Origin of the sequence: Muriicola sp. E247, from assembly GCF_041358175.1 — a bacterium.
Taxonomy (GTDB): domain Bacteria; phylum Bacteroidota; class Bacteroidia; order Flavobacteriales; family Flavobacteriaceae; genus Muriicola.
Genome location: NZ_JBGKBE010000003.1, coordinates 84,039 through 105,678 on the forward strand (window position 1 = coordinate 84,039; position 21,640 = coordinate 105,678).

The window sequence follows — 21,640 nt, forward strand, 5'->3', positions numbered from 1 at the left end:
TATAAGCAATCAAAGTAGTGGGTAAATTGCTGATATTCAGTGAAAAATATTTAAGAATGGACATCGAAATAAACACTAATATTGCTTCGCGATATAAGAACGATTTAGTATACTAAAGGGTTAAACAAAAGTGGGTTATGAATTTACGCGATGGCGTTAAAACGGCAGAAAATAAAGTGTCCTCTGAAACCAGGAAACTGAGTGAATTTGTTAAGGATAAGAGTAAATCCATAACAGATCGACTGGAGAGTTTTGAAGATATTCTCAATCTTGAGGTAGGTGACACTGCACTGAACAGGGCAAAGGCCCTGGAACGGGAGTTTAATATCCGCCAACTTTATATCAAGTACGAAGGTGATAATCCTACAGGAACCCAGAAAGACCGCATTGCCTTTGCTCAGGTGTACGATGCGCTGCGTCGTAATTTTGATGTGGTAAGTCTGGCCACTTGTGGCAATTACGGAGTGGCAGTAGCCCTGGCAGCAAATCTGGCCGGCATCCACTGTAAGATTTATATCCCGGAGACCTACCATACAGAACGGGTTGAAGAAATGCGCTCCCTGAATGCCGAGATCATCAGGTTGCCGGGAAGTTATGAAGACGTGGTGTCTGAAAGCAGCAAGCTGGCCGCGCAGAACGAATGGTACGATGCCAATCCCGGCGGGGCAAATACACCCTTGCAGATCTCTTCCTACGCTCAGATTGCCAATGAGATCTTTGAGGATCTGGGTGATGCCCCAAAATACTGTGCAGTTCCGGTTTCCAACGGAACATTAATGGCCGGAATCTACAGGGGATTTGTGAGTTTGTACAAAAGGGGTAAGACCTCAAGAATCCCTAAAATGATTGCCGCTTCCTCCTCCTATAAAAACCCTATTGTGCAGTCGTTTAAAAAAGGATTAGATTTCTGTAAAGACCTTGAACCAGCTAATATCAGAGAAACAAAATACAATGAACCCTTGATCAACTGGCATAGTTTTGACGGGGAAGAGGCCCTTTACGCTTTGAGGGAATCCGGTGGAGAAGCTGTTAATGTTAGTGATAAAAAGCTAAAGGAAATGAGCAGCTTACTGCAAAAAAAAGAGGGATTCAGGATCCTACCGGCTTCTACGGCCGGACTAATAGCCTTGCTGGAGATCCATGAAAGAGAACAGATGGAACCAGATAGATATGTGGCAGTACTAACTGCCAAAAATTAAAATTAAACAAATGAAAAAATCCATAGATGGAAATGCCCTGGTCTATTGCGAAGGGGCTTTCAATACCCCTAATGGGAAAACGGCCCACGGTCTTGTACGATTTACAGAAAGATACAATGTGGTCGGAGTCCTTGATAGTCGATATGCAGGAAAAGATGCCGGGGAAGTGCTTGATCGCAAAACAAGCGGCATTCCGGTCTTTAGTGATATACATAGTGCTGTGAAGGCACTGGAAGGGAGTGAGAATTTTCCAAAAAGCCTTGTAATCGGGCTTGCACCCGACGGGGGCCGCTTGCCTGTAGAGGCTAAAAAGACTATAATGGCCGCCCTGAATCTGGGTTGGAATTTGGACAGTGGGTTGCACGACTTCCTGACCAACGATGAAGCCCTTATGAAGATTGCCAGGGAAAAAGGATGCAGGGTACGGGATGTAAGAAAAACGCCCGACAGGGATAAGCTACATTTCTTTACCGGAGAAATAGAGAAAGTTTCCTGTTTAAAACTCGCTGTTCTTGGCACAGACTCTGCCATTGGCAAGAGGACCACGGCCTGGATCCTTGTGCACGCCTTTCGCAAAGCGGGGTTAAAAGCTGAAATGATAGGGACTGGTCAGACCGGCTGGATGCAGGGCGCAAAGTACAGCATGATCATGGATAGCTGTATCAACGATTTTGTCTCAGGAGAGATCGAACATGCCGTGGTAAGTGCATGGAAAAATGAAAAACCCGATGTGATCGTGATCGAAGGGCAGGGTAGTTTGATGAACCCGGCATATCCCGGAGGGTTTGAGATCCTGGCGGCAGGCCGACCGGATTATGTAATCCTGCAACACGCCCCAAAGAGAAAAGAATACGATGGATTTCCAGGATATCGTTTGCACTCGCTCCCCGAGCAGATCCACGCCCTGGAAGTGATCTCAGGAAAGAAGGTCATCGCCATAACAGTTAACCACGAAGATATGGAACCGGAGGAGATCGAGCCAGCTTGTAAAGCGATTACCGCAGAAACCGGAATTCCGGCTTATGATGTACTGGCATTTGGGGCAGAACCCTTGGTAGAACTGCTCAGAAGCAAAATCTGAATAAAATAGTAAGAAAGAACAAATCCTTCCTAATTGTAGGGAATCAAAAAAGTAATGGTGAAAAGCAAGTCTGGTATAAACGATTTAGTAGTATTTCAAAAATTGCTGGTTCATGAAGTGACAGTTGAGCCTAAAAGGGTAAAGGCGACCTATACGGTGATTCACAAAGACGGGAGTAGTGTCAGTAATCAGTTGATTTACACCTATAATTCAATATATTTTGACAAAACCAGGGCCAGAGATGTAAACATGGCTTCCATGATGCTGGCTCAGGTTGCGCTGAATTACGGTCTGTTTTGCCAGGAAATCGTGTTTGATGGCTTGTATGATGAGGTAGATCAAAGGTTTCTGAAGGAGATGATGGAAAATACGTCGAGAGAGATCCTTGTATTGAAATTTTATAGTAAAAACGAATTCCTAAAACCGCCTTTCGATAATCTTGAACATGAAAAACGACCTGCTTATACTGCCGCAAAGCTAACATTCAGAAATACAGCCTACCCAGCTCTTGCAATAGAGAAAGCAAATCTCAGTCCATCCGAGAATGAATATGTCATTCTCAGTAGTGGTGGAAAAGACAGTCTGCTTACTTATGGCATTATAAAAGAGCTGGGAGTTGCTCATCCGGTCTTTATCAATGAAGCTGGCAGGCATTGGTTCACGGCGGTAAATGCCCACCAATACTATCAGGAAATTGAACCAAATACGGTTAAACCCTGGTGCAATAGCGACCGAATCTTTAACTGGATGGTAAAGCAGATGCCATTTATTAAGGAGAATTTCCAGCAGATCAGGGCCGATATATATCCCATCAGGCTATGGACCGTAGCGGTATTCCTGTTTGGAACACTTCCTGTTGCAATGAAACGGGAAGCCGGAAATATTCTTATTGGTAATGAATACGATACAACCGTAAAAGGCAACTATAAGGGAATTACCCATTATCACGGCCTCTATGATCAAAGTAAATATTTTGACAATGCCCTTACGCGATATTACCTCAAAAAAGGATGGAATTTTAAACAATACTCCATCCTGCGATCCCTCTCCGAACTGCTGATTTTAAAAGTACTGGTAAAACGATACCCCAAATTACAACAACAGCAGGTGTCTTGCCATGCAGCGCATGAAGACAATGGCCGAATGTTACCTTGCGGGGCATGCGAGAAATGCCGTAGGATCATCGGCATGCTGATGGCCCTGGACGAGGATCCGAAAAGATGTGGCTATACTGAGCATCAGATCAAAATGGGATTAGATGCCCTTGAGAAAAAAGGGGTTAAGCAACTGGGAAGCGATGCGGCGCATTTGTACTATCTGCTGCTTTCTAAAGGTCATTTAAAAGCGACCGAACACAGTAAAAAGCTGGCCAGGGAGTATCCTGAAATCGTTTCCCTGAGGTTCGATCTTGAACGGAGCAATAGTGAAGATCTTCCGCTTTATATCAGGGAACCCCTGTATAAAATTTTGGCAAAATATTCAGAAGGCAGCGTTGTACAACGCAAGGGCAAATGGTATACATTTACACCCGATAAGGACTACCTTAAACAGCCTTATTTTTTAAGAAAAAAAGATGAGTACAAAACAACATAAGTCCACTTTTATGTGGGAAGAAATGACCTGGCCGGAGATAGAAGAATATTTGAAAAAGGTCGATACTGCAATTTTACCCTGCGGGGCTATAGAACAACACGGGCCTCATTTGCCCGTTGATATAGATTACTACGATGCTAAATATATGGCGTACAAGGTTGCAGAAGCCTGTAGTGATCCAAAGCCTTTTGTGTTACCCCCTATTCCATACGGTGTGTCTTACCACCACGAGGATTTTAAGGGCACCTTAAGTGTAACCAATGATGCCTTGTCTCGATTTGTATACGACATAGGGATGAACCTTGCGCGGAATGGGATTAAAAAGATTATTATCCTAAACGGACACGGAGATAATGCTCCTACGCTTCATTATGCGGCCCAGATGATTAACAGAGACGCCAAGATATTTGTTTGCGTAGATACAGGTGAAACCAGTGATGTAGCCTTATACAAACTCATAGATACCCCAAACGATATTCATGCCGGGGAAATAGAAACCAGTACCACCCTTGCAATCAGGCCTGAAATGGTGCAAATGGACAAAGCCATAAACCAAACCCTGGAATTTGGCAGTAAGTTTCTCGATTTTGACAATGATCAGGGGGTAAACTGGTACGTTCGTACCAACAAGATCTCCGAGAGCGGGGTGATGGGAGACGCAACAAAAGCATCGGCTGAAAAAGGGAAAAAAATGTGGGAACTCATGATACACCATATGGTGAACTTTGTAGAATCCATAAAAGATTCCACCCTGGATGATCTTTACCAAAAACGCTATTGATGAAAATTACCCGGGTCTCTTACGAAAGGTTAGACCTTTCTTTATCAGTTCCGTATACCATTGCGTACGAAACGGTTACTCATGCCAGCAATTTTATCCTGAAACTGGAGACTGATACTTCCCTTGTAGGTTACGGCTGTGCAGCACCCGATCTTGAGGTAACCGGGGAATCGGCTGAAATGGTTGAGAAGTCGATTCAAAAACATGTTTTACCCCTGTTGAAGGGCCATAGGCCTTATATGTATCCTAAGATACTGGAAGAGCTACTACTTCTGTGTCCTGAACAATCCTCTTTAATGGCTATGGTGGATATGGCACTGCTTGATCTAATGGCCAAGAAGACTGACCTGCCGCTCTATCAATTTCTTGGGGGCTACAGATATTCCATCCCTACCAGTATTACCATCGGGATTATGGATCTTGAAAAGACCCTGGCCATGGCAAAAGAGTATGTTGACAGGGACTTTGGGATCCTCAAAATAAAAGGGGGCCTCATTTTGGAGGAGGACATCGCAAAAATGATAAACTTGAGGGAAAAATATCCCGGGATTGGTTTGAGGTTCGATGGAAATCAGGGGTACAGTGTTGAAGAATCAATTGCTTTTGTCAAAGCTACGGAACATATTGGCATTCAGATCTTTGAACAACCAACCAAAACCAAGGGCGATCAGCAATTGGGAGCGGTTACCCATGCTGTAGGAATACCTGTTATGGCCGATGAAAGCCTGAAAACCCTCGACGATGCTTTCAGGTTGGCACAGAAAGAACAGATCGATATGATCAATATCAAACTGATGAAAGTTGGTGGCATACTGGAAGGTATGCATATCAACTCTGTGGCTAAATCAGCCGGACTAGAAGCCATGGTAGGATGCCTGGATGAATGCGCTTTGGGGATCTCGGCCGGACTCCATTTTGCCCTCTCCAGACCCAATATTCATTTTGCTGATCTCGATGGTCATCTCGACCTCCAAAACGATCCCTTTCAGGGACTTTTTGAACTTAAAAAAGGAATTTTATACCCTTCAGAGGCTCCCGGACTTGGATATATCGGATAGTATCTTCATAATGGAGGGGAATTAGCATTATTTTTATACACCTAAAGAAAAAAAATTGTGATTGATATAGAGAATATCGAATTGGAATACCTGAGGATGGAAGACTATCAGAAGCTAAAAGACGCTATGATAGAAGCCTATTCATCAATGCCTGATGCCTACTGGAGGGAACACCACATTCAAAAGCTGATAGATATATTCCCCGAAGGACAGGTGGTCATTAAGATCAATGGGGAATTGGCAGGAACGGCCCTTTCCATTATCGTGGATTACAGTAATTTCGACGTGGATCACACCTATAAAGATATTACCGGGGATTATACTTTTAAAACTCATACCGCAGATGGAGATATACTCTATGGCATTGATGTTTTTATCAAACCAGAATTCAGGGGCCTTCGCCTGGGGAGACGACTTTATGATTATCGAAAGGATTTGTGTGAGCGCCTGAACTTAAAAGGTGTGGCTTTTGGTGGTCGTATGCCAAATTATCATAAGTATTCTGATGAACTCTCGCCCAAGGAATATATCCAGAAAGTGCGGAGGAAGGAAATACAGGATCCCGTTCTGAATTTTCAGATCTCCAACGATTTTCATCCGGCAAGGATCATCAAAGGATACCTTGAAGGAGACGAAGCCTCCAATGAATTCGCTGTTCTGATGGAATGGGATAATATCTACTACGAGAAACCTAATAAAAAGGCGTCGAGCAAAAAGAAGACGATCAGACTAGGGCTGATTCAATGGCAGATGAGACCGTATAAAGATCTGGACGAATTGCTGCAACAAGCTGAGTATTTTATTGATGCTGTTGCCGGCTATCGTTCTGATTTTGCACTTTTTCCTGAGTTTTTCAATGCTCCTCTAATGGCTGAGAACAACCATATGCCAGAGTCCCAGGCCATCAGGGAACTCGCCAAACACACGGATGATATTGTAAAGAAATTTTCTGAATTTTCGATTTCCTATAATATCAACATCATTACAGGCAGCATGCCCGAGTTAAAAGATGGAAAACTGGTCAATGCGGGTTATCTATGCAGAAGAGACGGGAGTACGGAAAGGTATGAAAAAATTCATGTCACTCCTGATGAGGCCAAGGTCTGGGGTATGCAGGGTGGAAATGATCTCAGGACCTTTGATACGGATTGTGGAAAAATAGGCGTACTGATCTGCTATGATTCTGAATTTCCCGAATTGAGCAGGTTACTGGCCGATGAGGGTATGGATATACTGTTTATTCCCTTTCTCACCGACACACAGAATGGTTTCTCAAGGGTTCGACATTGCGCCCAGGCACGGGCCATAGAAAATGAATGTTATGTGGCCATTGCAGGAAGTGTTGGAAACCTGCCGAATGTTCACAACATGGATATTCAATTTGCCCAATCCATGGTATTTACTCCCTGTGATTTTTCCTTTCCTACCAATGGGATCAAGGCAGAGGCAACGCCGAATACTGAAATGATCCTCATTGCGGACGTAGACATCGACCTGTTGAGGGAGCTCAACCAGTTCGGGGCCGTAAGAAATCTCAGAGACAGAAGGAAGGATGTCTTTGAATTGAAACGCAGGAGCAAGGACTAAACTATCTGTATTAGCTCTCCAGGGTTTTTAATTCATCATTAAGCTGCTCAAGGGTGTTCTTAGCATCTCCAAAGAGCATTTTAGTCTTGTGGTGGAAGAATAGTTGATTCTGGATTCCGGCATATCCCGGACTCATACTACGTTTCATCACCACAACATTTTTTGCTTCCCATACGTCGATCACAGGCATGCCGTATACCGGACTCGCAGGATCATCGTAAGCGGCAGGGTTGACTACGTCGTTGGCCCCGATAACAATGACCATATCGGTATTTGCCATTGCCTCATTTGCGTCCTCCATGTCGAGTAGTTTTGGGTAAGGCACATCGGCTTCTGCGAGTAGTACGTTCATATGGCCCGGCATCCGACCTGCAACAGGATGTATGGCGTATTTAACATCAACACCATTTGCAGACAACAAATTATCCATCCTCTTTACTACTTTCTGGGCCTGGGCTACCGCAAGGCCATATCCCGGTACCACCAGGACTGTATTGGAGTAAAACAATTGCACGGAGAGGTCTGAGCAAGTAATTTCTTTGGCCAGTTGCGCTTCACCTTCTTGTTTTTTGCTTTTGTGGTTATCTCCAAATCCGCCGATGAGGACATTGAAGAGAGATCGGTTCATCGCCTTGCACATAACTATAGTGAGGATGATCCCTGCCGACCCTACTAAAATCCCACCAACAAGCATAATGTTATTATCGTATATCAGCCCAGCGGCGGCGGCAGACAATCCCGTAAAGGCATTAAGCAGGGAAATAACCACAGGCATATCTGCGCCCCCTATAGGAGCGACAAAAGAAAAACCGTATAAGAGGGCAATCACCAGGATAGATGAGATCCAGAATAAGCCGGGCCGGCTACCCATAGAAAGAACATAAACACAAAGGACTAATAGGATGGCCAGGATAGCTATGTTGAGTATATTGTGCTTTGGCAGGGTCACTTTACGGTCATCTATAAGGCCCTGCAGTTTTCCATAAGCCAGCATACTCCCGGTAAAAGCAACAGCACCAATAAGCAGCGTAAGTAAAAGGATCAGAAGTTGGGCTAATGAGGCTTCTATCCTGCCGTCAGCAATCTGTACCAGTTCAGTAAAGGCAAGCACAACGGCACAAGCTCCCCCCAGACCATTAAAGACCGAAACCATTTGAGGCATAGCCGTCATTTCAATCCTGATCGCGCTGATATAGCCAATAACGCCCCCAATCGTCATAGCTCCGAATATCCAAATGTAGTTGTTGTCTGCACCAGTGATAGGCAGGAAGAGCGTTGCCAGAATGGCAATCGCCATACCGATTGTGGCCAGCAGATTTCCCTTCCTTGCAGTATCGGGGGTGCTCATTTGACGAAGGCCAATTACAAAAGCAGTCGCTCCAAGCAGATATGACAGATTAACAGCGGTAATTAGCATCTATTTTTTCTTTTTATTGAACATTTTGAGCATTCTGTTAGTCACAGCAAACCCACCAACGACATTGACGGTTCCAAGAATAACACCAAGGGCTCCCAGGCATAGGGTAAGATAATCTGATGGATCAGCATTGCGGATAAGCAGAATGGCACCAATAATGACTACCCCGCTAATGGCATTAGCTCCGGACATGAGTGGTGTATGAAGAATTGAGGGAACGTTAGAGATCAGTTCAAACCCGAGGATAATGGTAAAGATCAACAGGTAGATCAATAAGAGGTTATTATCTAAAAAGAGTAAAATATTTTCCATAAGCAGAGAATTTGAATCTGTCTTAGCTTTTTGTCAATATGGTTTTTTCTATAATTTCATTATTGAAATCGAGATGTAGTTGCCCATCTTTTATGAGCAACTTCAGATAGCTAGCCACATTATTGCTGTAAAAAAAACTGGCGTCCCTGGGCATCTCTGATGCAAGATTTGAATTACCGATAATTTTCACACCCTTGTGGTTAACGGTTTTGCCAGGCTCACTAAGTTCACAATTCCCTCCTGATGAGGCTGCCAGGTCAATTACGATAGTTCCCGGTTTCATCTTTTCTACGGTTTCCTTTGTAAGTAAGACCGGTGCTTTTTTGCCCAGGATCTGAGCGGTGGTTATAACAACGTCAGATGAAGCAGCCCGTTTTTGCACTTCCTGCTGCTGTCTTTCTATAAACTCGGCAGTTTGCTCAACAGCATAACCACCCGCATCCCGTTTGTCAATAGCTCCAGGTACTTCTACAAACTTGGCCCCCAGGCTTTCTACCTCCTCCTGAGCCGCCGCCCTCACGTCGAATGCTTCAACGATGGCCCCAAGTCTACGCGCAGTGGCTATGGCCTGCAGACCGGCAACTCCCGCCCCCAAAACCAGTACTTTAGAGGGTTTAATACTCCCGGCTGCAGTGATCATCATGGGAAAGAATCCCGGTGATTCCATAGCAGCAAGTAAAACAGCCCTGTATCCCGCGATGGATGCCATGGAAGATAAAATATCCATCGTCTGGGCAATCGTAGTCCTTGGAATCATATCCAGACTAGATGCCTGCAGTCCTGCTTCTTTTATTTGTGCAATTAATTCGGAATTGTTGAAGGGAGAAAAAATGGCCACTAAAAGGGCTCCTTTTTTAATTAATTGTAGCTCTTTTTCCGATATTGGATTGATGGTTACTAAAATATCGGAGTGCTTCAGTACAGACTCCCGGTCTGAAACTGTTGCGTATTTTTCGTATTTCTCGTCAGGATAACTCGCCAGTAAACCGGCGCCTTTTTCGATCCGGAATTCGATATATTCTACGTTGAATTTCTTAAGCGTTTTTGGGACAAGAGCAACTCGGTTATCAGCTTGTTCCTTCAGAATTCCTATGATCATTAGATGTAAAACTTGTAAGCTTCCTCAATGTAATTATAATATCGGAAACAGAAAAATGGAAATCGGACTTCGATCAATCGAAATTAAATGAGAATAAGTAAATCGTTTTGTTTTCTTTTCGATCATATGGAAATAATAATACCTTTAAAAGACTGGGATATATTCAGGTAAAGTATGGAAAAAAGACCCAAAGTAGTGATTATAGGTGCCGGATTTGGCGGTATTGAGTTTGCTAAAGTGCTGAGAAACAAAAAGATCGACGTACTCCTTATAGATAAACACAATTACCACAATTTTCAGCCCCTGATGTATCAGGTGGCCACCGGGGGCTTAGAGCCTGGTAGTATTGCATACCCGGTGAGAAGAATATTCAGGAATAACAATAATATCACCTTCAGGATGGCCGAAGTACAGGAGGTTTTAGCTGAGGAAATGCGGTTGAGGACAAGTATAGGCGACATTAGGTATGACTATCTGGTCATCGCTACAGGGAGTCAGAATAACTACTTTAACTTCGAAGCTAAAAAAGACCAGTTACTTACCCTGAAGTCGATCCCGGAAGCCCTTAACTTAAGGAGTTTTATTTTTCAAAATCTCGAGAAAGCCCTGGCGAATGTGAATAATGAACCCCTGGACGAGATCATGAATATTGCCATTGTCGGAGGAGGACCGGCAGGAATTGAATTGGCAGGCGCCCTGGCTGAAATGAAACGCTATGTCTTACCTAAGGACTTTCCTGATCTCGATCTATCCAGAATGAGTATAAATTTATATGAAGCTTCACCCGCCTTATTATCGGCAATGTCTGAAGAAGCTTCCGAAAAAAGCCTTGAATACCTCCATCAGCTAGGCATCAAGGTATTTCTCAATGCCAGGGTACAGGATTACGATGGTTCGGAGATCACCCTGGCAGATAAGAGTACCTTCAGGACCGATACGGTGATCTGGACTGCCGGCGTTAAAGGAGCGCCCATCGCCGGATTGCCGGATAAGGCGATTGTAAGCGGTAACCGGATTGCAGTTAATGAATTTAATCTGGTTACAGGGACAAGAAATGTTTATGCAATAGGCGACGTAGCAGCCCATATCACAAGGGAAAACCCCAGCGGCTTGCCTATGTTAGCACCAGTTGCTCAGCAACAGGGTAAAGTCCTGGCAAAAAATATTCTGCGAAAAGAGGCCGGAAAGCCGATGAATGCTTTTATTTATAAAGATAAAGGAGTAATGGCCACCATTGGACGGCGAAAGGCTGTGGTCGACTTAAAAATCTGGAAGTTTCAGGGAACCTTCGCCTGGCTGGTCTGGATGTTTGTACATATCATGTCGTTAGTAGGTTTCCGAAATAAGGCAGTGGCTTTTTTCGACTGGATGATCAATTACTTTACTTATGACAGGCCGCTGGGACTTATCATCAGGCCGTATAAAAGAAAAGAAAACTAATTTAGGTTGATTATAGTCGGAGAATATGTCCTGCAAGAATTGATCAGCATTGGTTCTAAAGGATAAGTTTGCAGCCTTCACTAAGATTGACTGTAAAAGAGGTAAATGCTTTTCCAAAGCGTTTTTCATATTCGTTCGAGGCAGTTTTTAGAAAAGAATTGCAGTCTTCTCTTTTTATAAGATTTAGGGTACATCCGCCAAATCCTCCCCCCATCATTCTCGACCCCAGTACGCAATCCTGGCCATGGGTAATCTCTACCAGGAAATCGAGTTCCTCACAACTTACCTCATACTGCAATTGTAGTCCCTGATGAGACTCGTACATCAATCTTCCCAATGATTTAAAGTCGGATTTTCTTAGGGCTTCTACCGCTTTAATGACCCGTTCGTTCTCTTCTAATACAAATAGGGCCTTTTGGAAATCTTTCCCCGGAATTAGTGTTCTGATTTGCTCCAGTTTCTCCTTTGTAACTTCTCTTAGTGAATCAGTTCCTAATTCAAGGGCAACCGCCTCGCAACTTTTACGTCTTTGATTGTAGGCGCTGTCTGCAAGACTGTGTTTTACGCTTGTGTCGATAAGTAACCATTCGTATTCATGCTGATTTAACGGGATCAATTCCGACTTCAATGAATGGCAATCGAGAAAAATGGCATGATTTTCTTTCCCGAACATACTGGCAAACTGATCCATAATCCCACATTGTACCCCTACATATTCTTGCTCAGCCGAATGTGATATCCGGACCATTTCCATTGGTGACAATTCCAGCCCAAAGAGTGCGTTGAGTGAGAAAATAAAAGCATTTTCGATGGCGGCAGAGGAGGACAGTCCGGCCCCGGCCGGAATATCCCCGCTGAATAACAGGTTGAAGGGTGTAATTTTAATTCCTGACTTATGAAGTTCTTTAAGAATTCCCAGGAAGTAGCCTTGCCAACCTTTAACAAATTCATATCCATTTCCGGATAATTTAAACGATACGCTCTCCTTCACATCAGTAGCTACCAGAGTACATTCTTCCGTTTCAGATCGCTCTAAGGCCAATACAATCCCCCTGTCAATGGCAGCCGGTAGCACGAACCCCATGTTATAATCGGTGTGTTCCCCAATGATATTGATACGTCCCGGAGCCCATACCATTAAAGGTTGAGTGCTGAATTCCTCAATAAATGATGAGCGAACACGCTGTGTCAGGTTTTGATTCATCGGATAAAATTCTCCCTGCTTCAAAAATGCAGAAAAACATCGAGAAATAAGCGCCTTCAGAATTAATGAGAGCAGCTCCTTATGAATTGTATAAGTTCCCTGATTAAATTAGAGTGGATGAGTAGAATATCAAGGGATAAATACTTCCATCTAAGGTATATTAACATTAATTAACATCAAATACTATTCATTGGGGTAAAATAGCACAGATATTGGAAAATATCCTTGTTTTAGAGTCGTTAATGCCTTCGCATCTTTGTACTGTTAAATTTTAATATTGACAATTATGAAAACAATCACATATTATCCAACAATGTTCCATACGAATCCATTTGCTCACAATTGGAGCGATATATATACCTTTTCAGAAAACAACGCCAAAGACGTAGTATTACAAAACGACATGGTAGGGGAAAAGGGTATATCTGAGATGGTCTTAAACATCACTGCTTTCGATGCTATTGATGAAAATGGAAAAGAGCACCGAATCAAGGATTTTTCTCAGGGAAACCTTGTAAATCTTAAAGGGACGCACTCGGGATTATTTATTAAGACCAATAGCGCCCCGGAGCTCAATCCGGGTACCTATACCACTTTTAGGTTTTATCTTGGAGGATCGGCGAATACTTTTATCTTCAAAGACCGCAGTGAAGAGGCTGTTACAGGAATTGAGTATATTGATTTTGAGATCCAGAATGGATTGATGATCAACGGAAATGATAAGAAACCGGTCATTATGAGGTTCGATTTTGAACCTTATACCCTGGCGAGCTTCTTTAACCCGATAAGAAACCTGTTTAAAAAGCAAAAGTCCACGAGCAGGAATCTGACCGAATGCCTGAGTAGTTAAACACAAAACATATAATTTTCAAGAATAAAGGGCATCCATTGGATGCCTTTTTTAATGCAATCAAATTAAAGTTGACTAATAGCCCAATAAATCAATCAATATTGGTTTGACGCGTCAATCCGGAAAAGTACATATTAGTGTCGGGGGCATAGAGTACTTACGATCTACTCCTTTACCACAACTTCTCTGTTCTATACTACCTTTATAGAGGGTTTTACAACTTATAAGTGTCCAATTGAGAAGTGGGGCATACATTTACCCCTCACAAAAAATTAAACCCATGAAAAAAGTATTATTTACAGCATTTTTATTTGTAGCCGGTTTGAGTCTTCAGGCTCAGACAGGCCCTAGTGTTGGTATCAATGCAGGAATTCCCACCGGCGATGCCAGTGATGTTTCAGGATTTAGTCTTGGAATCGACTTTACCTACCTTTGGTCAGTATCGGATAAGTTCGATGCAGGGGCAGCTGTGGGATTCTCAAACGCCTTTGGCAAAGAAATAGATACAGGTCTGGGATCTATTCAAATAGAGGACATCCAGTTTCTTCCGGTAGCCGTCGCAGGCCGTGCCCATCTCACCGAGGATTTCAGTGCCGGTGTTGATCTGGGGTACGCTGTGGGAATAAACGATGGAAATGACGGTGGATTCTATTACCGTCCCATGGTGGGGTACTCCCTGAGTGAAAAGCTGGGACTCAGCCTTTCCTATACAGGTATTAGCCTCGAAGGAGATTTTAACTGGAATACAATCAACCTTGGATTGATGTTGGCCCTATAGGCAAAACAAGCAACTCACAGGAAAAAGCGAAGGATTTCTCCTTCGCTTTTTTTTTGGGTAAAATCCAGTGCTGGTTTGATACTTAGGCTGTCACGTAGCAAGTACTTAAGCCATTTCTGCTTCTCTGGATTTCCTACGGTTTTCCGCAAGATGTTCTATCAACTCGGGAACTTTTTCAAAGGCTGCAGAGAGTCCGTGCGATTTAACTGCCTCCAGGAAACTGATTTCATCACCCTTTGTGACTAAAAATCCGATAGGTTCTATCCCCATTCCTGCTCCTGCTCCCATTCCTTGTCCTTTGCCTTTTTTAGCTTCGGTGCCTTCAGCACCTCCGGAACCAAATCCAAGGCCTACTTTGATAACAGGTACACAGGTAAATTCCCCTAATTTAAACTGTTCCCCAACTACGGTTTCAGTTTTTGCTTCAGACTTAATGAAGTCGGTAATTTTTCCAAGTAATTCTTCAAAATGTAAATCCATGGTGTTAAGTTTTAAAAGTTAATAAATGATTTAATTATGTAAACAGGTCTGTTCCGCAACAAGAGAAGTACCTCATTCCTTCCTTCAAAATTGATATGGAAACCTCCAAAGTGATAATTTATAAAACCGAAAAGGGGATACAGTTTGGCATTGGTAATACAATCCCCTGTATCCAGGTCGATTTTCCAATTTTTTATTTCAAAGGATCTTATTAATCTCAGAATGGTTTTGGGTGTAAACCTGTTTCCATGTGTACTCTTCTTCTTTAATTTTTTGTTCTTAGATGCTTTTTTTGGAGAACTGAGAGCTTTTAAAGGATAGTAGTAATATTCTTTGAAAGGGATCTTTATCCTGATCCTGATAAATTCAATTTTATCGGCCTCTATGCTTGCCCTGGCGAGACCCTTGAATTCGGCATAATATTGTTTCCGTTTGGAGTCGATATATAGATCTAAAGGAATAAACAGCAACCCAATTAATAATAGAAGGATGATCAGTATAATGATAGCAGGGACCATAACTTATTTTTGCAAAGGAAGAAATTGTAGAGGGCAGATCAAATGATGTGGATCATGCAGACAAGATTTTTTGAGGAAATTTGTTTTTTAGTTCCGATGACTGTGGTCAACTCACTCTGCCTCCGCCCAGGCTCCGGCAGACAAGTTCGTTCGTTGGACCCGGGCCGAGCGGCCGCAAAAGGTCCAATGGACCTTTTGTAGGGAGGAGCCAGCCGGTGCGCTGGCTTTCAATAGTAGAGCATATCTCCTTGAAAAACCTTTTGCCTATCAGAGGATTTTTTTTGGTAAATACCTATTCTCTTGGTGCTTGTATTTTGTGATTTGGAATTTACTTCAGTAGCTGTCGTCAACTCACCCTGCCTTTGCCCAGGCTCTGGCAGACAAGTTCGTTCGTTGGACCCAGCACTCCCGAGCTGCAAACCCATCTTTGTTTGGGAGTTTATAATACCCGTTCTCTTGGTGCTTGTATTTTTGTGATTTGAAATTTACCGACAGGCTGGGGTTGGCTCGCTTTGCTCCCCTGACCCAGCGCTCCCGAGCTACAAATGCAAAACCAACTCAACCTGCGGTTGAGTGTTTTTTTGCTTATTCGAAGCCTACAAGCTAGCTTGAGACTTCTCTTAATCAAAAAACCCACCTCATTTGAGGTGGGTTTTGCGCTTGTCAGTGACCTGGCTGGGGCTTACCATAGTATGGCGCTAAAGCGCCAACTACGGCATAGACTTCTCGCCCCAGGTTTATTTCATAAAAAAATCCTGACATTTACGTCAGGATTTTCATCTCACTTCGTGACCTGGCTGGGGCTCGAACCCCAACTGTAAACATTTGATATTCAAAAAGTTAAAATCTGTATTTTCAATGTGCGCACCGAATAGCGCACCGGAATATACTTTTATTTTAAATGAACTTATTTGTTGGTATTTGTAACAATCAATACCAAAATACAAATATAGGATTACTTTTATTGCTTATCAAGTATCTCCATTAATCTATAATTCAGATATAATTTTTCCTTGCCAACTTTCACTGATTTTAGAAAGCCTTTTTGCTCTAAATCTCTTAAATAATTACCTACGGTTTTAGGTGTTCCTAGTTTAGCATCGATTAAATGTTGTCTCTTGGTGTAGGGTAAACGAAATAGAATTTCTACCAATTCTTTAGAATATGCCTTCGGCAATTTCTCTTTAACTTCTTTAGACATGCTTCCCATGAGGGCGAGAATTTCTCCTAAACGCACTAGCCCTTTCTCGGCGGTCGTCTCAATCATGTCCAACATATATAATATCCAGCCCTCCCAATCTTCTTTTTCCGTTACTAGTCTAAGTTTTTTATAATAGGAAGCTTTATTGTTGATGATATATTCACTTAGGTAGATTGCAGGTATATCCAATAACCCTTCTAATTTAAGATAGAGTAGGAGTAAGATACGGCCTGTTCTACCATTACCATCAGAGAAAGGATGAATAGCTTCAAATTGATAATGCATTAAAGCCATTTTTATAAGTGGGTCTACCTTGTCTTTATTATTAATGAATTTTTCAATATTTGCTAGTTTAGCTCTAATGATCTCAGCGCCTGATGGTGGGGTGTAAATTGTTTCTCCTTTGGTATTTGATAAAGTTGTACCGGGAATTTTTCTAATTTCGGAAGTGTTTTGCTTGATACGTTGAACAATTTCGATACACAGGTTGGTTGTTATAATCGGTTTTTTTTCAAGTTGCTCCAATCCGTGCCAGAGAGCCTCCTTATAGCTTATAACTTCTTTGGCTGCAGGGTTGTTAAATTTTTTATCAGCTACAATGGCCTGATACAAGTCGTCATTTGTTGTAATTATGTTTTCTATTTCAGAGCTTGCTTTTGCTTCTTGTAAATGAATGGTGTCCAGAAAAAGTCTAGGGTTAGGTAAATTAGTTATTGCTCCATTTAGTTTGGATAGTGCCCTACTTGCTGTAATGGTTTTGCGAAGAACCGCTGTAGTTTCCAAATCCTTTTTTGGGGGGAGTAATGGTAAATCGTTGTATGGAATATCTTTGTTAAACGGAGCCATTTGTTAAGAGTCGAATTTATACTCGTTCTGAGTACGAGGGTAAATATACATAAAAATTACCCTTGTTTAGTTGTCAAATGTAAATTTTACTCCCATTAGATTTCTACCAATTTATTTTGAGGGAAGAGCAAGAGGGTAACGCACTAAAGCGGCGTTACGTTCTATATGTTCCTTATTTACAGCGCTTTACTTATAATACAAACCCTTGGGAAAGCCCGTATTTGCGGCAAATGAAGCGAGAACCCCAATAAAATGGCAGAAATTTGCGGCAAATACCATTCTTGAAAAGTTTTTTGAATATTAACCGATTTGAGTCAAATCGCCCCGCAGCCCCTATAAAAAGTCAATAATTTGCGTCAAATAGTTGCAATTTGCCTCGCATGCAGATTAGTTTGGTAAGGATTTGGGACTTGCAGCACGAAACTTCGTTTCGCTCGTGTTTCCTAATTAAAATTTTCAGTTAAAACGAAATTTGTGGTGCCACAAAAGGTCAATTATCAAAACCACTAAAAAAGACCAGGAATAAGACTTATGAATACACTGGAAATTAATCTTGTTATCTTGCACCATAAAATGGCCATTTTTTGAAACACTACAATTTAAATCAAGGATTAGTACTCAATGATTTTTTGCTTTTCCCAAATGAATTAATTTCAATCTCATAAAGTTTAAATGGATAAATACTTCCGAATGAAATGTGCAACCCCATCTTCTGTATTGTTCAATGTGATATAATCTGAAATGGCTTTTACTTCTTCTCGCGCATTTCCGACCGCCACACCGTAACCGACCCCTTTTAACATTTCAATATCATTGTAGTTGTCTCCAAAAGCAATGATGTCATCCAAAGTTTCATCATCTTTCAAAAGATTTTGAATGCCTAAAAGTTTTGAGGTCTTCTTTGGCGCAACTTCAATAAGTATATCATTAGATTGATACAATATCAGTTTCGAACCAAGTTCTTTCTTAATCTGCCCTATAATTAAATCAAGAGCTTTCTTTTTGCCCATGAGCATCAATTTATGTGCTCCCAATTTTCTCTCTTTCCAATCTTTTAATGTATTATAAGCAGGCATAAAAATAGGACTGGTTCTGGTATATTGAATTTCTTTTTGAATGAAATCGGTGTTTTCACTTGTGTTCCACTCTTCACCATGATAAAATCCGATTTTTATATCTAGTTCTTTGGCCATTAAGTAAATTTCTTCAATAAGACATAAATCAATTGTGGTTGAAAAAACCCTATTAGTTCCCTCCATCACCAAAGCGCCATTATAGCATACCATTGGCTCATTGACGATTCCCAAACGTTCTTGCAGATAGGTCATTGCCTTTGGCATCCTCGCAGATACTAGGACTACCTTAAGTTTTCGCTTTATTCTTGAAATTTCCGAAATAGTAGAATCTGAAACATCATTTTTAGAAGATAACAATGTGCCATCCAAATCGGAACAGAGAATTTTGTATTTCATTTTCATAGACTGAAAATCCTTATTTAGTTTTGATTAAGAAAGGTTTTGTTTCCTGCCACTACATTATTGATGACAAAAATTTTCTTGCTGGAATATTATATTTTGATTTCAATTATTTCAATCCTAGATATTCAAGCGAGATTCTGCATAAAGTGCTGCACCAATAATACCGGCATCATTTTCAAAATGTGCCACCCATAATGGAACATCTACAGATAAGTAGCTGCTAAACTTTTTATATTTTTTACTTAATCCGCCTCCAATGATAAAATGGTCTGGTGACATTATTCTTTTCAAATGCGTAAGGAAGTAATCAAATCGCCCTGCCCATTCTTTCAATTTCAAATTATCTTTTTTCCTTGCCAGTCCAGAAGCAAAAAATTCAATCGATTCTCCATTTTTATATAAAACACGACCCATTTCGATATTTGCTATTAAAATACCATTATAGAAAACTCCTGTGCCCAAACCTGTGCCAATAGTAACCATAATCACTTTACCTTTTAGACCGTTGCCAACACCTAATTGCATTTCCGCCAATCCTGCTAAATCAGCGTTATTTCCTATATGGAATTTGGTGTTCGGATATGCGGTCTCAAAGAGTTCATCATCTTGTACATCTATTCAGTCATTGGTCATATTTCCCGCTGTCTTACATTTACCATCAACAACTACCATCGGAAAGCTGAAACCGATAACACCTTGCCAATTTAACCGACTTACCAATTCTTCAACGGTTTTTGCTACTGCCTCAGGAAGTGCTGGCTGCGGAGTCGAAAGACGGAGTCTTTCTGAAACTAATCTTCCGCTTTCTGTTTCAACGATGGCCCCTTTAATTTCTGACCCACCAATATCCAATCCTAAGATTTCCATAGTGTCATTTAAAAATAAAAAAGCACGGGAAACAACCCCCGTGCTTTTCAAAACTAACTCAACTAACTCAGATCACTGAATTTTCTTGATTGATAATGCCCTCTAATATCCTGGGTTTTGAACATAGAGACCTCCAGTAAAATCAATTTCTCTTTGCGGTATTGGATAATATTCATCTCGCCCGGATGTGAATTGGGCATTCGCTAGAAAATCTCTTTTTGTCCTTTCCACCGCCAAATACGCATTTAGCGTTTCTTCCGCAATCCCCCATCTTACTAGGTCATACCATCTATGACCTTCCATGGCAAATTCCAACCTTCGTTCGAACATTAGCGCCTTCCACGCCAAATCCTTGGTTGGAAACGAGTCATAAGTTCCAATAGCGTAGATATCGGTTGCACCTGCATCCAATGGCCGTTGTGTACTTGCTGCAGCACGATTCCTGACTTGATTAATGATTGGCAAAGCTTCAGCCCATCTATCTAATTGAATCAAGGCTTCAGCCTTCCAAAGGAGAACATCTGCATATCTAATAAAATCCACGTTTTTTGAAGTACCTACAAATGGTCCTTCCTTAACATAGCATGAACAATCCGGAGCTTGTTGTTCTTTCATATTTCCGAAATAACCATATACACCTGGATCTCTGGCCCAACTGAAATTATAGACCATATCTTCTGAATTACTTACCGTATTTCTATATTTAAAAGGTCTTCCCGGTATACCCACTGTATGATCGATCCTTGGATCAACGCTCAAACCACTATCAGGTGGGGTTGTGCCATTGGCATCTACATTTGTAAAAATATCTGCGTTATTAAAGGTGTCCAGCAGTGGAAGTCCAGTATCATCTGTCTTAAATGAATTCACCATGTTCTGACTGGCCAAATGAAACCCACAGCAACCATAAAGCCCTGTACCGTGTGGCGAATTTAAACCTGTCACAAAACTTACCCTTCCAACAGTTGTACCGTCATTTATGGAAAACTGGGCCGCCCAGATAGATTCTGGACCATTATCAAAACCATCCAAGAAATTTTCTCCAAAATCTGGTTGTAGACTACCGGTAACTTCATCGGCATAGTCAATCACCTCTTGTAAACGTGCGGTATTGATATTGGTTACTTGGTGTTGGTCATTCTGCTCATAAGCTTGATATAAACGTAATTTTGCCAAATAAGCTGCTGCTGCATTTCGGTCTGCTCTACCCACTTGATCTTGAGCTTGTGGTAGGTTTTCATACGCGAAAAGAAAATCCTCGGCAATTGTATTCCATAACGCATCATTATCTACGTCATTTGAAGTTTGACCAATTTCTTCCTGGGTTAAATTCTCCGTAATGTATGGGATTTTCTTAAAAATTAATTTAAGCATAAAATGAGAATGAGCCCTTAGAAAGCGTAATTCTGCCTGTCTAGTTGTTTTTTGAGCATATTCACCGTCCGGAATATCATTAATAACGGAAAGTGCAAAGTTAGCTCTGGAAATTGCTTTATAAAAATCGGTCCAAGTTCTGGGTGCCATCCAATCTCCCATATCTGCAATAGTAAGATTATATTGTTCATATTTATCAACAACATCAACATCACCACGGCCTCCGCCACCTTTATATGCATCGTCTGAACGGACACTGCCATACACCCATTGGTGTGTCAATGGCCCGATCATTTCATCATTGGCAATGCCGGCATACGCAGCAATTACCAAAGATTCTGCATTCTCAGCAGTTGCCACGTTTTCACTAGACAAAACACCTTCTGGTTCATATTCCAAATAGTCATCGGAACATGCAGTGAACACTAAGGCTGTGTACATTACTATAACTAATATTTTATTATATTTCATGATTGT

General features: G+C 41.7%; 18 protein-coding genes and 1 pseudogene. 9 read left to right on the top strand and 10 right to left on the bottom strand.

Annotation, left to right across the window (positions count from 1 at the left end):
• Nucleotides 1-137 precede the first annotated feature (137 nt).
• From ACA086_RS06615 to ACA086_RS06640, 6 genes are read left to right on the top strand one after another with little or no spacing between them, the layout of a single operon-like run.
• Entirely contained in the window at nt 138-1,199 is a 1,062-nt protein-coding gene (locus ACA086_RS06615) for a pyridoxal-phosphate dependent enzyme (protein WP_371002561.1), read from the top strand.
• Between the two features lie 10 nt (nt 1,200-1,209).
• Nucleotides 1,210-2,280, top strand: a complete 1,071-nt coding sequence (locus ACA086_RS06620; RefSeq protein ID WP_371002562.1) for a DUF1611 domain-containing protein — start codon at nt 1,210-1,212, stop codon at nt 2,278-2,280.
• Between the two features lie 54 nt (nt 2,281-2,334).
• Nucleotides 2,335-3,873: a hypothetical protein gene (locus ACA086_RS06625; protein ID WP_371002563.1), complete on the top strand. Its 1,539-nt coding sequence runs from the start codon at nt 2,335-2,337 to the stop codon at nt 3,871-3,873.
• A complete protein-coding gene (locus ACA086_RS06630) occupies nt 3,854-4,654 on the top strand; it encodes a creatininase family protein (protein ID WP_371002564.1) in 801 nt (266 codons plus the stop codon). Before ACA086_RS06625 ends, ACA086_RS06630 begins: the two co-directional genes overlap by 20 nt.
• Entirely contained in the window at nt 4,654-5,712 is a 1,059-nt protein-coding gene (locus tag ACA086_RS06635) for a mandelate racemase/muconate lactonizing enzyme family protein (protein WP_371002565.1), read from the top strand. The genes ACA086_RS06630 and ACA086_RS06635 overlap by 1 nt, the downstream gene beginning before the upstream one ends.
• Before the next feature lie 54 nt (nt 5,713-5,766).
• Nucleotides 5,767-7,299, top strand: coding sequence for a bifunctional GNAT family N-acetyltransferase/carbon-nitrogen hydrolase family protein (locus ACA086_RS06640; RefSeq protein WP_371002724.1), 1,533 nt, complete (start codon nt 5,767-5,769; stop codon nt 7,297-7,299).
• 10 nt (nt 7,300-7,309) lie between these two features.
• On the opposite strand, the gene ACA086_RS06645 is transcribed toward ACA086_RS06640, so the two are convergent.
• The 3 genes from ACA086_RS06645 to ACA086_RS06655 are packed head-to-tail and all read right to left on the bottom strand — an operon-like array spanning nt 7,310 to nt 10,127.
• A complete protein-coding gene (locus tag ACA086_RS06645; RefSeq protein WP_371002566.1) occupies nt 7,310-8,716 on the bottom strand; it encodes an NAD(P)(+) transhydrogenase (Re/Si-specific) subunit beta in 1,407 nt (468 codons plus the stop codon).
• Entirely contained in the window at nt 8,717-9,028 is a 312-nt protein-coding gene (locus ACA086_RS06650; protein ID WP_371002567.1) for an NAD(P) transhydrogenase subunit alpha, read from the bottom strand.
• Between the two features lie 22 nt (nt 9,029-9,050).
• Nucleotides 9,051-10,127 carry an NAD(P) transhydrogenase subunit alpha gene (locus tag ACA086_RS06655; RefSeq protein WP_371002568.1) on the bottom strand — a complete coding sequence of 359 codons (1,077 nt, stop codon included), beginning with the start codon at nt 10,125-10,127 and terminating at the stop codon, nt 9,051-9,053.
• Between the two features lie 174 nt (nt 10,128-10,301).
• Here ACA086_RS06655 and ACA086_RS06660 point away from each other — a divergent pair, with 174 nt between their 5' ends.
• A complete protein-coding gene (locus ACA086_RS06660; protein WP_371002569.1) occupies nt 10,302-11,567 on the top strand; it encodes an NAD(P)/FAD-dependent oxidoreductase in 1,266 nt (421 codons plus the stop codon).
• Nucleotides 11,568-11,622: 55 nt separating this feature from the next.
• On the opposite strand, the gene galK is transcribed toward ACA086_RS06660, so the two are convergent.
• A complete protein-coding gene (gene galK / locus ACA086_RS06665; RefSeq protein ID WP_371002570.1) occupies nt 11,623-12,771 on the bottom strand; it encodes a galactokinase in 1,149 nt (382 codons plus the stop codon).
• A 286-nt stretch (nt 12,772-13,057) separates the two neighbouring features.
• Here galK and ACA086_RS06670 point away from each other — a divergent pair, with 286 nt between their 5' ends.
• Nucleotides 13,058-13,621 (top strand): hypothetical protein, encoded by a 564-nt coding sequence (locus tag ACA086_RS06670; RefSeq protein ID WP_371002571.1) that lies wholly within the window; start codon nt 13,058-13,060, stop codon nt 13,619-13,621.
• Nucleotides 13,622-13,901: 280 nt separating this feature from the next.
• The gene (locus ACA086_RS06675; RefSeq protein ID WP_371002572.1) at nt 13,902-14,399 is read left to right on the top strand and encodes an outer membrane beta-barrel protein; all 498 of its coding nucleotides are present in this window, start codon (nt 13,902-13,904) and stop codon (nt 14,397-14,399) included.
• A 105-nt stretch (nt 14,400-14,504) separates the two neighbouring features.
• Here ACA086_RS06675 and ACA086_RS06680 read toward each other — a convergent pair whose 3' ends face one another.
• The 6 genes and pseudogenes from ACA086_RS06680 to ACA086_RS06705 all read right to left on the bottom strand — a co-directional run bounded on the left by ACA086_RS06680 (nt 14,505) and on the right by ACA086_RS06705 (nt 21,634).
• Nucleotides 14,505-14,879: a GerW family sporulation protein gene (locus ACA086_RS06680; RefSeq protein WP_371002573.1), complete on the bottom strand. Its 375-nt coding sequence runs from the start codon at nt 14,877-14,879 to the stop codon at nt 14,505-14,507.
• An 11-nt stretch (nt 14,880-14,890) separates the two neighbouring features.
• On the bottom strand, nt 14,891-15,397 hold the full coding sequence (locus ACA086_RS06685; protein WP_371002574.1) for a hypothetical protein: 507 nt from the start codon (nt 15,395-15,397) through the stop codon (nt 14,891-14,893).
• A 961-nt stretch (nt 15,398-16,358) separates the two neighbouring features.
• A complete protein-coding gene (locus ACA086_RS06690) occupies nt 16,359-17,444 on the bottom strand; it encodes a Fic family protein (protein ID WP_371002575.1) in 1,086 nt (361 codons plus the stop codon).
• Nucleotides 17,445-18,112: 668 nt separating this feature from the next.
• The gene (locus tag ACA086_RS06695) at nt 18,113-18,916 is read right to left on the bottom strand and encodes a Cof-type HAD-IIB family hydrolase (RefSeq protein WP_371002576.1); all 804 of its coding nucleotides are present in this window, start codon (nt 18,914-18,916) and stop codon (nt 18,113-18,115) included.
• A 123-nt stretch (nt 18,917-19,039) separates the two neighbouring features.
• A pseudogene (locus ACA086_RS06700) lies at nt 19,040-19,789 on the bottom strand (ROK family protein).
• Nucleotides 19,790-19,891: 102 nt separating this feature from the next.
• Nucleotides 19,892-21,634, bottom strand: a complete 1,743-nt coding sequence (locus ACA086_RS06705; protein ID WP_371002577.1) for a RagB/SusD family nutrient uptake outer membrane protein — start codon at nt 21,632-21,634, stop codon at nt 19,892-19,894.
• Nucleotides 21,635-21,640: the final 6 nt, after the last annotated feature.